Below are 13,231 nucleotides of genomic sequence, written 5' to 3' on the forward strand. Positions count from 1 at the left end.
CTCAGCGCTGATGCGTGGTTCCCGCTTCGGTGAATGTCATCGCGTCCATGTTCCAGTAGCCGCGCAGGTTGGTGATCAGACCGGCGTCGTCGACCCGGTAGGTGAACGCGCCTCGGACCGTCGCGACGAACCCGTTGGGAAACGTGGTCTCCAGCACCAGGATGTACGCGATCTCGCGGGGACTGCTGGACGGGAACGTCTCCTCGCAGGTGACGCGGAGCCGGTTGGGCCCGATGTTCGCGTCGAAGAACGCGGCCACCGCCTCCTTGCCGCGCACCCCGGTGCCGTCGGGGTTGGTGACGGCCTCCCCGATCGGGTCCTCGATCACGATGTCGTCGGACATCAGGGCCAGCCACCCGTCGCGGTCACCGCTTTGCACGCAGCGCCACGACGCCTGCGACGCGGCGACCACCGGTGCCAGCGCTGTCTCGGTCATGGTGGCCTACCGGTCGGCGTCGGTGTAGCGGATCACGCCGCGGATGTTCCTGCCCTCGAGCATGTCCCGATAGCCGTCGTTGATCTGCTCGAGCTTGTACTGGCGGGTCACCATGTCGTCGAGGTTCAGCCGCCCGGCCTTGTACATCGACAGCAGCTGCGGGATGTCGAAGTGCGGGTTACCGCCGCCGAAGATGGTGCCCTGCAGGTTCTTCTGCAGCAGGGTGAGCATGGACAGGTTCAGCGTGACGTCGGAGCTGGCCATGTTGGCGACCGCGGTGACGACGCAGGTGCCGCCCTTGGCGGTGATGTTGAGGTAGTTGTCGATCTCTTCGCCCTTGAGCTCACCGGTGGTGATGATCGTCTTCGACGCCATCCGGCCCTGCGTGGTCTCGGCGACGCCCATCATCGCGGCGCCGATGTCCGGGTAGGCGTGCGTGGCGCCGAACTTGAGCGCCTGGTCGCGCTTCCACTCGACGGGGTCGATCGCGAAGATGTTGCGGGCGCCCGCGTTCAGCGCGCCCTGCAGGGCGCCCATGCCGACACCGCCGATACCGGCGATCACGACGTCGTCGCCGGGGCGCACGTTCGCGCTGCGCACGGCAGAGCCGTACCCGGTGGTGACACCGCAGCCCACGAGGCAGGCCACCTCGAACGGGATCGACGGGTCGATCTTCACCACCGAGCTCTTGTGGACAACCATGTACGGGCTGAACGTGCCCAGCAGCGTCATCGGGATGACGGGCGTGCCGTCCTTGACCGCATGGATGCGGTGGGTGTTGTCCGAGACCGCGGTGCCCTGCAGCAGCATCGCCCCCAGGTCGCAGAGGTTGCGCATGCCCGCCTGACAGGAGGGGCAGGAGCCGCAGGAGGGGATGAAGGACAGCACCACGTGGTCGCCCGGCTCGAGGCCCTCGACGCCCGGCCCGACCTCGGTGACGATGCCGGCGCCCTCGTGTCCGCCGAGCACCGGGAAGCCCGCCATCGGGATGTCACCGGTGACCAGGTGATGGTCCGAGTGGCACATGCCCGAGGCTTCCATCTGGATCTTGACCTCGTCCTTGACGGGGTCGCCGATCTCGATCTCCTCGATCGACCAGGGCTGGTTGAACTCCCAGATCAGAGCGCCTTTGGTCTTCATATCTCCTGCTTTCGACGAGTGCTCGTGCAATCCAGACTAGAGGCTCTAGTTAGCCACATCACACCGCCCCCAAGCAACTGCTTGGTGGTGTGCTCACCAGATCGGGACAGGTGCCTCGCCGATCGGGTAATACCCGGGGAGTTTCTCTCCGGCGAGGGAGCGCTCGATGCGTTTCTGCATCGTGGGCGTGAGGTCGCCGGACTCGATCAGCTTCATGAAGGCCTTCTGCACGTGCCCGAAGTCGAAGAAGTCCCGCTGCCACTCGATCAGCAGCTGATCGTTGAGCCGGAACCAGCTGCCGCCGATGCCGTAGATCTCGTCACTCGAGCCATCGCTCTTGTGGGCGATCTGCTTCCAGAACCCGACGATCTCGTTCTGCTTGTCGTCGATGAGCACCTTCTGGTACTCGTACACCCAGTTCTCCAGGCCTTCCATCTCCAGACCCAGTGCCACGTCCCGGATTTCGTCCTTGTTGACGCACATGACGTCTTCCTTGGGGCCGATGTTCCAGCCGTATGTGGCGTCGGTGGTGTAGAACTCGGCCAGCGGCTTCCAGTCGCCGGCGGCCTCGGCGGCGCGGTTGGCGTCCAGCCAGCGCTGCACCCAGTCTTCCAGTTGTTCGCGGGACGCCATCGTCACTCCTCTAGGTCGGTAATGGAAAGGGCTCGGGTAGGGCACATCTCGACGGCCAGCTCCACGGCATCGCGCAGCTCGTCGGGGGGGTGGGCATCGAGGACCTCGACCACGCCGCGTTTGGGGACCCGGAACACATCCGGTGCCTCCAGCTCGCACATCGCGTGCCCCTGGCACAGGTCTTCGTCGAGTTCTATCCGGTAGCAACCCACGGGTTCAGGCCTTCTCGACTCGCCTGCGATAGCGCACCGTCGCCGGGCGGGCCAATTGCACCACCATTTTCGAATGGTCGTTGCGGTAACTCTCGGGTGGCTGCGCCATCTCGAACTCGTACTCGCGCAACAGGACCGAGAAGATCGCCTTGATCTGCATCTGGGCGAAGGCGGCGCCGACACAGCGATGCTTGCCGGCCCCGAACGGGATCCACGTCCACCGATTGATCAGGTCTTCCTGGCGCGGCTTGTCGTACCGGTCGGGATCGAAGTCGTCGGGGTTCGGGAAGTCCTCGGCGATGCGGTTCGAGATGGCGGGGGAGGCGGCGACCATCTGTCCCTTGTGGATCGGATGGCCGGCCACCTCGAACTCGTCCTGAGCCACCCGCATCAGGATGATCAGCGGAGGATGCAGCCGCAGTGTCTCCTTGAGCGCGTTGTCGATCTTCGGAATCTGGCGCAGCGCATGGAAACTCACCTCCTGGCCATCGGCGTAGAGGTCGTCGAGCTCCTGCTGCACCTGCGCGTAGTACTCGGGGTGACGCAGCAGCTCGATCAGGGTCCAACTCGAGGTGCCCGAGCTGGTGTGGTGGCCGGCGAACATCAGCGAGATGAACATGCCGGTCACCTCGTTGGCCGAGAACCGGGGATTGCCTTCCTCGTCCTTGATCGAGACCAGCACGTCGAGCAGGTCGCGGTCGCTCTTGTCGGTCGGTGGGTTGGCGATGCGTCCGGTCATGACCTCCTGCACCAGATCGACCAGGCTGGCCCGCGCCTCGTCGCGGATGCGGAAACTCTCGATCGGCAGATACGGGTCGACGTAGCAGAGCGGATCGGTGCCGCGCTCCAGAAGGTGGTAGTAGTTCGCGAACCGCGAGTCGAGCTGGTTGCGGAACTTGAGACCGATCAGGCACGCCGTCGAGGTGTAGATGGTCAGCTCAGCGAAGAAGTCGAGCAGGTCGATCTCGCCGTCGTCGCCCCAGTTCTCGATCATCCGGCGGACTTCGTTCTCGATCGTCGCGGCGTGGCCCTTCATCTGCTCGCCACGTAACGCGGTGTTGTGCAACATCTCCGCCCGCCGTTCCGGGTCGGCGTCGAACACGACGCCCTCACCGAAGATCGGGGTCATGAACGGGTAGGCCTCGGCCTGGTTCAGCTCGCTGTCGCTGGACCGGAAGAAGAACTCGTTGGCCTCGGCGCCGGAGAGCATGACGACCTGCTTGCCGGCGAGCTGGAACCAGCCGACGTCACCGCACTCGTCGCGCAGCCGCTGCATCAGGCCGATCGGATCGGTACGGAACTCCTCGAGGTGGCCGTGCTCCTCTTCGCCCCCCGAGACGCGGGGGACCGCCGTGGTCGTGGTCATGCGAGGTTCTCCTCGTTGAGCGTGAGCCGCTGGCGGTCCTTCGCCTGGGCCAGCGGCGCTTCCGGCTGCAGCTCCATGTTCGCGATGAAACCGCCGCGCGGTGTCTCGGCGACGAACGTGATGGCGCGTGCGAGATCAGCGGCGCGCAGGAAGTAGTCGTGGCGGGCCTGCCCCCACTTGGCCCAGTCCTCCAGTGCCGGCCCGATCAGCTCGGCCGGCAGGCTCCAGCCCATCGACGTCTTCGTCGGTCCCGGATGCACGATGGACGCGCGCACCCCGGTGCCCTCGAGCTCCATCTGGTAGTTCGTCACCATCGCGACCAACGCTGCCTTGGCCGCGCCGTAGGCTCCCATGTGCGGCCGTTGCCGCAGCGCGACATCGGATCCCACGAAGATGAGATCACCGCGTTGGCGCTCCAGCATGCCCGGCAGCACCGCGGCGGCCACCCGGTTGGCGCCGATCAGGTGAATCTGCACCTGCGACTCGAACTGCTCGGTGCTGATCGAGTCGAGCTTGCCGAAGTAGGTGTCACCCGCACCGGCCACCAACACCTCGATGTCGCCGAGCTCGGACGTCGTCTGCTCGACACAGGCCTTCACCGAATCGGGATCGGTGACATCGAGATGGACCGCGATCGCTTCACCACCGTCGGCGCGGATCTGGCCGACGATCTCCTCGAGCTTTTCCACCCGGCGGGCACCGAGCGCCACGGGGAAGCCGCGCGAGGCCAGGTCGACGGCCGTGGCGGCGCCGATACCGGAGGACGCGCCGGCGACGAGCGCCGGTCTGCGGGCGGGCAGAGGTTCGAAACGGGGCATCAGCGCACTTTCACGTCGATGGGCAGGTGGGCGAACCCGCGAACGTTGCTCGAGTGGACGCGGACGGCGTTGTCCTCGTCCACCTCGAAGCCGCGGATTCTGGCGAACAGCTCGGTCAAGGCGACACGGGCCTCCATGCGTGCCAGGTGGGCACCCAGGCAGAAGTGCGCACCGCTGCCGAAACTCATGAGCTTGGAACCGATTTCGCGGCCGATGACGAAATCGTCGGGCCTGTCGAACACGCGCTCGTCGCGGTGTGCCGAGCCGGGCAGGAGCAGCACGATGTCACCGTCGGGAATCACGGTGTCGTGGAGCGTGAGCTCGCCGTCGACGGTGCGGGCCAGGATCTGGCTGGAGGTGTCGAACCGCAGTGTCTCTTCGACCCACAGGGCCACCCTGCTCAGGTCGGCGTAGACGGGCTCCAACTGATCGGGATTGCGATGCCCCCAGAACGCCGCATTGGCAAGCAGTTTGGTGGTGGTCTCGTTGCCGGCGATGACCATCAGGAACATGAACCCGAGGATCTCGTCGTCGGTGAGGCGATCCCCGTCGATCTCGGCTTCCAGGAGTGCCGAGGTCAGATCGTTGGTGAGTTCCCGGCGCCGCTGGGCGACCATGTCCTGGTAGTAGACGATCAGATTCAGCGATGCCTCGATCGCCGCCGGCGGCACATCCGTCACGCCCTCGTCGCGGTGCATGACCCCGTCGGCCCACGCCCGCACCTGCGCGCGGTCGGCCTCGGGGACACCCATCAATTCGGAGATCACGTCCATCGGCAGCTTGCCGGCGAACTCGTCGACGTAGTCGACCGTCTCACCAGCGGCGGCCTTTTCGAGCATCGTGTCCAGGTGGCGCACCGCGATCTCGGTGACGCGGGGTTCGAGTTCACGAATCCGGCGCGGCGTGAAGCCTTTCGAGACCAGCGTGCGCAGCCGCAGATGGGCGGGATCGTCCATGGCGAGGAACGACATGGTCTTCGACGCATGCGGACCGCGTGACGCCGGATCCAACGAGACGCCGAACTTGTTGGACAGCGATGTGCTGTTGCGGAATCCGGTCAGCACGTCCTGGTGGCGTGACAGCGCCCAGAACCCCAGCTCGTCGTTGCGGTAGAGCGGCGCCTCGTCGCGCAGGCGACGGTAGTAGGGGTACGGGTCCTCGTGGAACGCGTAGTCGTAGGGGTCGAGCAGGATCTCGCTGGTCGTCATGACTCGTCTCCGACGATGAGGCCCACCACGTAACTCAGGCGATCGGCAATCTGGTGATAGGTGAAGGCGCCGCTGCCGGCGTTGACCAGCGCGCCGAAGAACGTCATCTCCAGTGCGGCCAGCGTGCGGGGGTCTGCATCGGGGCCGACGGCGGAGCGGATGCGGCGGTGGATCTCGGCGCCGATACGGTCCCGGACCGCGCGGACCGCGGGATCGCCGCCCGACAGCAGGGCGGTGGTGCAGGCGGCCGCCACCTCGGGCTCGTCGGCGACGGTCAACGCCATGGCGCGCAACGTCTTCTCGACCCGGACCGCGGTCCGGTCGTTGACGTCGGTGAAGGACTCCACCTGGCGGACCAGGTCGAGATAGATCTCCGCGATCAGATGGTTCTTCGACGAGAAGTACGTGTACGCCGTGGCCGGGGCCACCTTCGCGCGTGCAGCTACTGCCCGCACGGTCAGCTCCGCGTACGAGGACTCCCGCAGCATGACCAGCCCGGCGTCGAGCACCTTGCGGAAGGTCTCCTCCTGTCGCCGGTTGCGGCGGGGAGTCCGGTCCGCGGTCGTAATTGCGGTGACGGCATCGCTGGACACATGTCCAACGTATCGGAATCCTGTCCGCACAGGCAAGTGATCGATGAAATTACCTGATAGAAGCCAGAATCGACGCGGACAGCCAGCGCGTCCTTGCCTGCTGCCGAGCGCAACGCTATGGTGCGTCGGAGGGCTTTGTCAGACAGCTGTCCAGAAAGCAGACAGGGAGTGCGGATGGGTATCTCGGCCGACCGTGAGAGCAGGCTGCTGATCGATGGTGCACTCGTCGCCGGCGGTGCCGGCGTCTTCCCGACGGTCAATCCCGCCACCGAAGAGGTTCTCGGCGTGGCCGCCGACGCCACGGCCGATGACATGGGAGCCGCGATCGCTGCTGCCCGGCGTGCGTTCGACGAGACCGGCTGGTCGACAGACACCGACCTGCGTGTGCGGTGCCTGCGTCAATTGCAGCAGGCCATGCGCGAGCACATCGACGAGTTGCGCGAGCTGACGATCACCGAAGTCGGTGCCCCCCGCATGCTCACCGCCGCGGCCCAGCTCGAGGGTCCCGTGGAGGACCTCAGCTTCTGCGCCGACACCGCCGAGTCCTACTCCTGGACAACGGATCTCGGTATCGCGGCACCCATGGGCATCAAGACCAGGCGCACCGTCGCGCGCGAGGCCGTCGGCGTCGTCGGCGCGGTCACGCCGTGGAACTTCCCGCACCAGATCAACCTGGCCAAGGTCGGCCCGGCGCTGGCCGCGGGAAACACGTTGGTGCTCAAGCCCGCTCCCGACACCCCCTGGGCCGCCGCGATCCTCGGTGAACTGATCACCGAGCACACCGACTTCCCGGCGGGAGTCATCAACATCGTCACCTCCAGCGACCACGGCGTCGGCGCGCTGCTGTCCCGTGACCCCCGCGTGGACATGGTGTCGTTCACCGGCTCCACCGCGACCGGGCGCGCGGTGATGTCCGACAGCGCCGCGACGCTGAAGAAGGTGTTCCTTGAGCTCGGCGGCAAGTCGGCATTCCTGGTCCTCGACGACGCCGACCTGGCCGGCGCGTGCTCGATGGCGGCGTTCACCGCGTCCATGCACGCCGGCCAGGGCTGCGCGATCACCACCCGGCTCGTGGTCCCGCGCGACCGGTACGACGAGGCGGTCGAGGCCGCGGCGGCCACCATGGGTGGACTCAAGCCCGGCGACCCGAACAAGTCCAGCACCATCTGTGGTCCGGTGATCTCCGAACGCCAACGCGACCGGGTGCAGGGCTATCTGGACGCGGCGATCGCCGAGGGCGGCCGATTCGCCTGCGGCGGTGGACGTCCCGCGGACCGCGACGTCGGCTACTTCATCGAGCCGACGGTGATCGCCGGATTGGACAACACTGCGACGGTGGCGCGCGAGGAGATCTTCGGCCCGGTGCTCACCGTCATCGCTCACGACGGTGACGACGACGCCGTGCGCATCGCCAACGACTCGCCCTACGGGCTCTCCGGCACGGTCTTCTCCGGAGACGAGGACCGTGCCGCCGCCATCGCCGCGCGGATGCGCGTGGGCACCGTCAACGTCAACGGCGGGGTCTGGTACTCGGCCGACATGCCGTTCGGCGGCTACAAGCAGTCCGGTATCGGCCGGGAGATGGGGCTCGCCGGTTTCGAGGAGTACCTCGAGACCAAGGCGATCGCCACCGCGGTCTGAGCAGCGAATCGAAGAGAAAGCGGAGGGCATGCGCATGGGTCTTTACGGAGATCAGTTCCAGGACAAGGTCGCGATCGTCACGGGTGCCGGCGGCGGCATCGGCCAGGCATATGCCGAGGCGCTGGCCCGCGAAGGAGCGGCGGTCGTGGTCGCAGACATCAACACCGAGGGCGCACAGAAGGTCGCCGACGGCATCGCCGGAGAGGGTGGCAACGCGCTGGCGGTGCGCGTCGACGTATCCGATCCGGAATCGGCGAAAGAGATGGCGGCACAGACGCTGTCGCACTTCGGCGGCATCGACTACCTGGTCAACAACGCCGCGATCTTCGGCGGCATGAAGCTGGACTTCCTGGTCACCGTCGACCCGGAGTACTACCGCAAGTTCATGAGCGTGAACCTCGACGGCGCGCTGTGGTGCACCCGAGCGGTGTACCGCAAGATGGCCAAGCGCGGCGGTGGTGCGATCGTCAACCAGTCATCGACTGCCGCATGGCTGTACGCGAACTTCTACGGGCTGGCGAAGGTGGGCGTCAACGGTCTGACCCAACAGCTGTCCCGCGAGCTGGGTGGGCAGAACATCCGCATCAACGCGATCGCGCCCGGCCCGATCGACACCGAGGCCAACCGCACCACCACGCCGCAGGAGATGGTCGCCGACATCGTCAAGAACATCCCGCTGTCGAGGATGGGCCAGCCCGACGACCTCGTCGGCATGTGTCTGTTCTTGCTGTCGGATCAGGCGAAGTGGATCACCGGACAGATCTTCAACGTCGACGGCGGACAGATCATCCGCTCATGACCGAACCTTCGCTGGGCTACATCGGCCTGGGCAATCAGGGTGCGCCCATGGCTCAGCGGCTGGTCGGCTGGCCCGGCGGGCTCACCGTGTACGACGTGCGGGCCGAGGCGATGGCACCCTTCGCCGAGAGGGGCGCCACCACCGCCGACGACATCGCGGGTGTGGCGCAGGCCGACGTCATCAGCGTCACGGTCCTGACCGACGCGCAGGTCCGTCACGTCGTCGCTGAGCTCGCCGATCACGCGCGCCCCGGGACCGTCATCGCGATCCACTCGACGATCGAACCCGACACCGCTCCCGAGCTGGCGGAGAAACTGCGCGACAGGCAGATTCGTATCGTCGACGCACCGGTCAGCGGCGGTGCCGCGGCTGCGGCCAGCGGCGAACTGGCGGTGATGGTGGGCGCCGACGACACCTCCTACGAGATCGTCAAGCCCGTCTTCAAGCGGTGGGCGTCGATGGTGGTCCGCGCAGGTGAACCCGGCGCGGGCACGCGGATGAAGGTGGCCCGCAACATGCTGACGTTCGTCGGGTTCGCGGCCGCATTCGAAGCGCAGAGGCTCGCCGAGGCGGCCGGAATCGATCTGCAGAAGCTGGGCCGGGTGGTCCGGCACAGTGACGCGCAGAGCGGGGGCCCGGGCGCGATCATGGTCCGCGACGATCTCGGCCCGCTGCCCGCCGACCACTGGCTCCACGACATGTTCGTCCACACCCGCGGGCTCGCCGACAAGGACCTGCGGCTGGCGCTCAAGATGGGCGATGCTGTCGGCGTGGACCTCCCGATGGCACAGATCGCCCTGCGTGACATGGCGGCCGGTTTGGGCCTGCCGCAACCGAATCCGACAGCACAGGAGTGACCGACATGGATGAGCTGCGCCGCAGGGGCCTGGACAAGATGAACGAGGTCTACGGCTGGGAGATGCCCGACATGCCGGGCGACTACTTCGCCCTGACCGCGGACCACCTGTTCGGCACGATCTGGACGCGGCCGGGTCTGTCGATGCGCGACAAGCGCATCATGACGCTGACGGTGGTGACCGCGCTCGGGATCACCGATCTCGCCGAGATCCAGGCCAACGCGGCGTTGGCCAACGAGGAGCTCACTGAAGACGAGCTCAAGGAGATGGCGATCTTCTTGACGCACTATCTGGGTTTTCCGCTCGGCTCCAAGTTCGACGGCGTGGTGACCAAGGTCGCCAAGCAGCGCCGCAAGGCCGCCCAGGCAGGTCAGGCCGACGACAAGAAGGCGAACATGGAGGCAGCGGTACAGATGCATTCCGGGAGCACTCCGCATGAGTAGTAGGTTCGCCGACCTGTCCCGCGAGCAGCTCGCCGTCCTGGTGCCCGAGTTGCTGCTCATCGGGCAGATGATCGACCGCTCCGGAATGGCCTGGTGTATCAGCAATTTCGGACGCGAGGCGATGCTCGAGATCGCCATCGAGGAGTGGATGGGCGCGAGCCCGATCTACACCCGCCGGATGCAGAAGGCGCTGCACTACGAGGGCACCGACGTCGTCACCATCTTCAAGGGTCTGCAGCTCGACATCGGTGCGCCGCCACAGTTCATGGACTTCCGCTACACGGTGCACGATCGCTGGCACGGTGAGTTCCACCTCGACCACTGCGGGGCGCTGCTCGACGTGGAGCCGATGGGGGAGGACTACGTGCGCGGCATGTGCCACGACATCGAGGACCCCACGTTCGACGCGACCGCGGTGGCCACGAACCGCAGGGCGCAGATCCGTCCTATCCACCGGCCGCCACGGACCCCCGCCGATCGTCACCCGCACTGCGCGTGGACGGTGAACATCGACGACTCCCACCCCGAGGTCGCCGACCATCCGGTGCTCGAGGTCATCGCGCGCACCCGGGCGGCGCGCACCGAACTCGACCCCATCGACCCCGCCGACGAGGGAAGCGGGGATTACGCCGGAGACCTGTTGTCGGACTTCGACTTCCGCGCGTTCTCCCACTCGGCGCTGGTGCGCATCGCCGACGAGGTGTGTCTACAGATGCACCTGCTCAACCTGTCGTTCGTGATCGCGGTGGGCGCCCGGGCCGGCGCCGATCAGGCGCTGGCCACCGAGATCTGTACCAAGCAGCTCACCGGGGTCGCGGGTCTGGCGGCCGAGCGCGTCCACCGTGCGCTGGCCCTGCCCGACGGCATCGACGGCGCGGTCGCGATGCTGCGGCTGCACCCGCTGCTGAATCCCGCCGCCTACGTGGAGGCCGACTTCGGTCCGGACACGGTGCACGTGCAGCGGTCAGCGGCGCATGAGGACGGCGCCTGGGTGGCACTGGTGCATCCCGACGAGCGTCGCCCCCTGCAGGCCGCGGTCGCCGCCGTCGATCCGCACCTCGACGTGGAGGTGTCGGGCACCCGCACGGATTGGACCGCGCAGGTGGTCCGCCGCGACACCCCCGCCCGCGAGCTGGGCGAGGTGGCGGTCGTCAAGATCAGTGGGGGAGCTTCTTTCGAGTTCCAGCCGAGGCGGTCGCTGCCGCTGACTGTGGTGTAGCGCGCAGCGCTCCGCCCACCCACCGCCGCATGTAGGCGCGCAGCGCCGCGTCGCGACGAGGGGGACGGCCCGGGTCGATCACGAAGGACTGGATCACCCTCAGCAGGTGTTCGGCGAGCTCGTCGAGATCGTCATCGCCGTAACCGCGTGCCGCCCAGTCGACGTCGAGCCGGCCGATCATGTGGCGGCCGAACTGCAGCGCTACGTCGGAGGTCACCGACTCGGCGTGCGTCGTGCCGCCCGGCACCAGTAGCAGCCCGATGTACTTCTCGTCGGGCAACCACTCCAGGGCGGTGGCGACGGCCTCGGTGACGGCGTCGGCCGGATCGGTGATGCCGGCGACATGCACCGCCAGCCGCTGCAGGAATCCGTCGACGGTGCGGACTGCTGCCGCGACCAGCAGCGCCTCGGTGCTGGGGAAGTACCGATACACCGTCTGCCGGGTCACCCCGACCGAGCGGGCGACGTCGGAGATGGAGAAGTCGGCGCCGTGATCCTCGATGGCCTTGCCCGCCGCGGCCAGGATCCGACCCATGGCCTCCTCGTCGGAGGCCGGTTTGGCTCCTGACCAACCGTGGGTGCGCACGAACGCACCTTAACCACCGTCAGCGATACGCGACCCGCATCTCCTTGACCCCGTTGATCCACCCTGACCGCAGGCGTTGCGGTTCGGCCAGTTTGGTGATGTCGGGAATCTGCTCGGCGACCTGGTCGAAGATCAGCTTGATCTCCATGCGGGCCAGGTTGGCGCCGATGCAGTAGTGGGCGCCGTTGCCGCCGAAGGCCAGGTGCGGATTGGGGTCGCGGAGGATGTCGAAGTCGAAGGGCCGGTCGAAGACCTCCTCGTCGAAATTCGCGGAGCTGTAGAACAGTCCGACCCGTTGCCCCTCGCGGATCAGCGTGCCGCCGAGCTCGACATCGGAGGTCGCCGTGCGCTGGAAGCAGTGCACGGGGGTGGCCCAGCGGATGATCTCGTCGACCGCGGTCTGCGGGCGGTCCCGCACGAAGAGGTCCCACTGGTCCGGGTTCTCCAGGAACGCGTTCATCCCGTGCGTCATCGCATTGCGGGTGGTCTCGTTGCCCGCCACCGCAAGCAGGATGACGAAGAACGCGAACTCGACGTCCGACATCGCTTCACCGTCGAGGTCGGCCTGCACCAGCCGGGTGACGATGTCGTCGGCGGGGCAGCGACGGCGCTCCTCGGCCATCGCGTACGCGTAACCCATCAGTTCGGCGTTGGCGGCAACGTGGTCGGCCTGGAAATCCGGATCGTCGGTGTTCATGATCGCGTTGGTCCAGTCGAACAGCTTCTCGCGGTCGGCTTCCGGTACGCCGATGAGGTCGGCTATCGCCTGCAGCGGCAGCGACATCGCGATGTCACCGACGAAGTCGCCGCTGCCCTTCTCGGCGGCCGCCGCGACGATCTCGCGGGCGGCCCCGGCCAGCTTCTCCTCCAGCGACGCGATGGCCCGCGGGGTGAACAGCCGCGACACGATCTTGCGCAACCGGGTGTGCTCGGGTGCGTCGTGGTTGATCAGCAGCGCCTTGGTCAGCTCCAGCTGATCACCGGTCACCCCGTCGGGCAGCCGCATGACCGCGCCCTTGCGGTTGGTCGACCACAGGTCGCCGTCGCGTGAGATCGCCTTGATGTCGGCGTGCCGCGTGATCACCCAGTAGCCGCCGTCGTCGAACACCGACTCCTGCTGGGCGTTCCACCACACCGGCGCGGTCGCGCGCAGCTCGGCGAACTCGCGCACCGGCAGGCCGCGGACCAGCACGTCCGGGTCGGTGAAGTCGTATCCGGTCGGTAGGAACGGGCAGCTCGTCATGGCAGACCTCCGGGTGTGACGTACGGCACTTTCACCC

Annotated in this window: 15 protein-coding genes; 5 read left to right on the forward strand and 10 right to left on the reverse strand. The window is 67.0% G+C overall.

Annotated elements, in window-relative coordinates; genetic code table 11:
* Nucleotide 1 precedes the first annotated feature (1 nt).
* The 8 genes from ACZYYX_RS13060 to ACZYYX_RS13095 form a co-directional block, all read right to left on the reverse strand.
* On the reverse strand, nucleotides 2-436 hold the full coding sequence (locus tag ACZYYX_RS13060) for a nuclear transport factor 2 family protein (RefSeq protein ID WP_463814948.1): 435 nt from the start codon (nucleotides 434-436) through the stop codon (nucleotides 2-4).
* A gap of 6 nt (nucleotides 437-442) precedes the next feature.
* Nucleotides 443-1,576 (reverse strand): NDMA-dependent alcohol dehydrogenase, encoded by a 1,134-nt coding sequence (locus ACZYYX_RS13065; protein ID WP_221351469.1) that lies wholly within the window; start codon nucleotides 1,574-1,576, stop codon nucleotides 443-445.
* Between the two features lie 93 nt (nucleotides 1,577-1,669).
* Nucleotides 1,670-2,209, reverse strand: coding sequence for a nuclear transport factor 2-like protein (locus tag ACZYYX_RS13070; protein WP_463814949.1), 540 nt, complete (start codon nucleotides 2,207-2,209; stop codon nucleotides 1,670-1,672).
* A gap of 2 nt (nucleotides 2,210-2,211) precedes the next feature.
* Entirely contained in the window at nucleotides 2,212-2,421 is a 210-nt protein-coding gene (locus ACZYYX_RS13075) for a ferredoxin (RefSeq protein ID WP_463814950.1), read from the reverse strand.
* Nucleotides 2,422-2,425: 4 nt separating this feature from the next.
* Nucleotides 2,426-3,787, reverse strand: a complete 1,362-nt coding sequence (locus ACZYYX_RS13080) for a cytochrome P450 (protein ID WP_463814951.1) — start codon at nucleotides 3,785-3,787, stop codon at nucleotides 2,426-2,428.
* Nucleotides 3,784-4,605, reverse strand: coding sequence for an SDR family oxidoreductase (locus tag ACZYYX_RS13085; protein WP_463814952.1), 822 nt, complete (start codon nucleotides 4,603-4,605; stop codon nucleotides 3,784-3,786). The genes ACZYYX_RS13080 and ACZYYX_RS13085 overlap by 4 nt, the downstream gene beginning before the upstream one ends.
* Nucleotides 4,605-5,813 (reverse strand): cytochrome P450, encoded by a 1,209-nt coding sequence (locus ACZYYX_RS13090; protein WP_463814953.1) that lies wholly within the window; start codon nucleotides 5,811-5,813, stop codon nucleotides 4,605-4,607. The genes ACZYYX_RS13085 and ACZYYX_RS13090 overlap by 1 nt, the downstream gene beginning before the upstream one ends.
* Nucleotides 5,810-6,406 (reverse strand): TetR family transcriptional regulator, encoded by a 597-nt coding sequence (locus tag ACZYYX_RS13095; protein ID WP_463814954.1) that lies wholly within the window; start codon nucleotides 6,404-6,406, stop codon nucleotides 5,810-5,812. Before ACZYYX_RS13095 ends, ACZYYX_RS13090 begins: the two co-directional genes overlap by 4 nt.
* 174 nt (nucleotides 6,407-6,580) lie before the next feature.
* Here ACZYYX_RS13095 and ACZYYX_RS13100 point away from each other — a divergent pair, with 174 nt between their 5' ends.
* Genes ACZYYX_RS13100 through ACZYYX_RS13120 form a run of 5 tightly spaced genes read left to right on the forward strand, consistent with a single transcriptional unit; the run spans nucleotide 6,581 to nucleotide 11,365 of the window.
* Nucleotides 6,581-8,047: an aldehyde dehydrogenase gene (locus ACZYYX_RS13100; RefSeq protein ID WP_463814955.1), complete on the forward strand. Its 1,467-nt coding sequence runs from the start codon at nucleotides 6,581-6,583 to the stop codon at nucleotides 8,045-8,047.
* 34 nt (nucleotides 8,048-8,081) lie between these two features.
* A complete protein-coding gene (locus tag ACZYYX_RS13105; protein WP_463814956.1) occupies nucleotides 8,082-8,846 on the forward strand; it encodes an SDR family oxidoreductase in 765 nt (254 codons plus the stop codon).
* Nucleotides 8,843-9,703, forward strand: coding sequence for an NAD(P)-dependent oxidoreductase (locus tag ACZYYX_RS13110; protein WP_463814957.1), 861 nt, complete (start codon nucleotides 8,843-8,845; stop codon nucleotides 9,701-9,703). Before ACZYYX_RS13105 ends, ACZYYX_RS13110 begins: the two co-directional genes overlap by 4 nt.
* 5 nt (nucleotides 9,704-9,708) lie before the next feature.
* Nucleotides 9,709-10,146: a carboxymuconolactone decarboxylase family protein gene (locus ACZYYX_RS13115; RefSeq protein WP_463814958.1), complete on the forward strand. Its 438-nt coding sequence runs from the start codon at nucleotides 9,709-9,711 to the stop codon at nucleotides 10,144-10,146.
* Nucleotides 10,139-11,365 (forward strand): hypothetical protein, encoded by a 1,227-nt coding sequence (locus ACZYYX_RS13120; RefSeq protein WP_463814960.1) that lies wholly within the window; start codon nucleotides 10,139-10,141, stop codon nucleotides 11,363-11,365. Before ACZYYX_RS13115 ends, ACZYYX_RS13120 begins: the two co-directional genes overlap by 8 nt.
* Here ACZYYX_RS13120 and ACZYYX_RS13125 read toward each other — a convergent pair.
* Together ACZYYX_RS13125 and ACZYYX_RS13130 are read right to left on the reverse strand one after the other, a co-directional pair.
* A complete protein-coding gene (locus ACZYYX_RS13125; RefSeq protein ID WP_463814961.1) occupies nucleotides 11,304-11,951 on the reverse strand; it encodes a TetR/AcrR family transcriptional regulator in 648 nt (215 codons plus the stop codon). The genes ACZYYX_RS13120 and ACZYYX_RS13125 overlap by 62 nt on opposite strands.
* A 19-nt stretch (nucleotides 11,952-11,970) precedes the next feature.
* The gene (locus tag ACZYYX_RS13130; protein WP_463814962.1) at nucleotides 11,971-13,194 is read right to left on the reverse strand and encodes a cytochrome P450; all 1,224 of its coding nucleotides are present in this window, start codon (nucleotides 13,192-13,194) and stop codon (nucleotides 11,971-11,973) included.
* Nucleotides 13,195-13,231 lie beyond the last annotated feature (37 nt).

This window comes from Mycobacterium sp. IDUB_1, assembly GCF_055419625.1.

Coding starts and splice junctions, on each gene's coding strand:
- ACZYYX_RS13065 (WP_221351469.1), bottom strand. CDS start 1,576: ATGAAGACCAAAGGCGCTCTGATCTGGGAGTTCAACCAGCCCTGGTCG.
- ACZYYX_RS13110 (WP_463814957.1), top strand. CDS start 8,843: ATGACCGAACCTTCGCTGGGCTACATCGGCCTGGGCAATCAGGGTGCG.
- ACZYYX_RS13060 (WP_463814948.1), bottom strand. CDS start 436: ATGACCGAGACAGCGCTGGCACCGGTGGTCGCCGCGTCGCAGGCGTCG.
- ACZYYX_RS13070 (WP_463814949.1), bottom strand. CDS start 2,209: ATGGCGTCCCGCGAACAACTGGAAGACTGGGTGCAGCGCTGGCTGGAC.
- ACZYYX_RS13100 (WP_463814955.1), top strand. CDS start 6,581: ATGGGTATCTCGGCCGACCGTGAGAGCAGGCTGCTGATCGATGGTGCA.
- ACZYYX_RS13115 (WP_463814958.1), top strand. CDS start 9,709: ATGGATGAGCTGCGCCGCAGGGGCCTGGACAAGATGAACGAGGTCTAC.
- ACZYYX_RS13130 (WP_463814962.1), bottom strand. CDS start 13,194: ATGACGAGCTGCCCGTTCCTACCGACCGGATACGACTTCACCGACCCG.
- ACZYYX_RS13080 (WP_463814951.1), bottom strand. CDS start 3,787: ATGACCACGACCACGGCGGTCCCCCGCGTCTCGGGGGGCGAAGAGGAG.
- ACZYYX_RS13090 (WP_463814953.1), bottom strand. CDS start 5,813: ATGACGACCAGCGAGATCCTGCTCGACCCCTACGACTACGCGTTCCAC.
- ACZYYX_RS13120 (WP_463814960.1), top strand. CDS start 10,139: ATGAGTAGTAGGTTCGCCGACCTGTCCCGCGAGCAGCTCGCCGTCCTG.
- ACZYYX_RS13105 (WP_463814956.1), top strand. CDS start 8,082: ATGGGTCTTTACGGAGATCAGTTCCAGGACAAGGTCGCGATCGTCACG.
- ACZYYX_RS13085 (WP_463814952.1), bottom strand. CDS start 4,605: ATGCCCCGTTTCGAACCTCTGCCCGCCCGCAGACCGGCGCTCGTCGCC.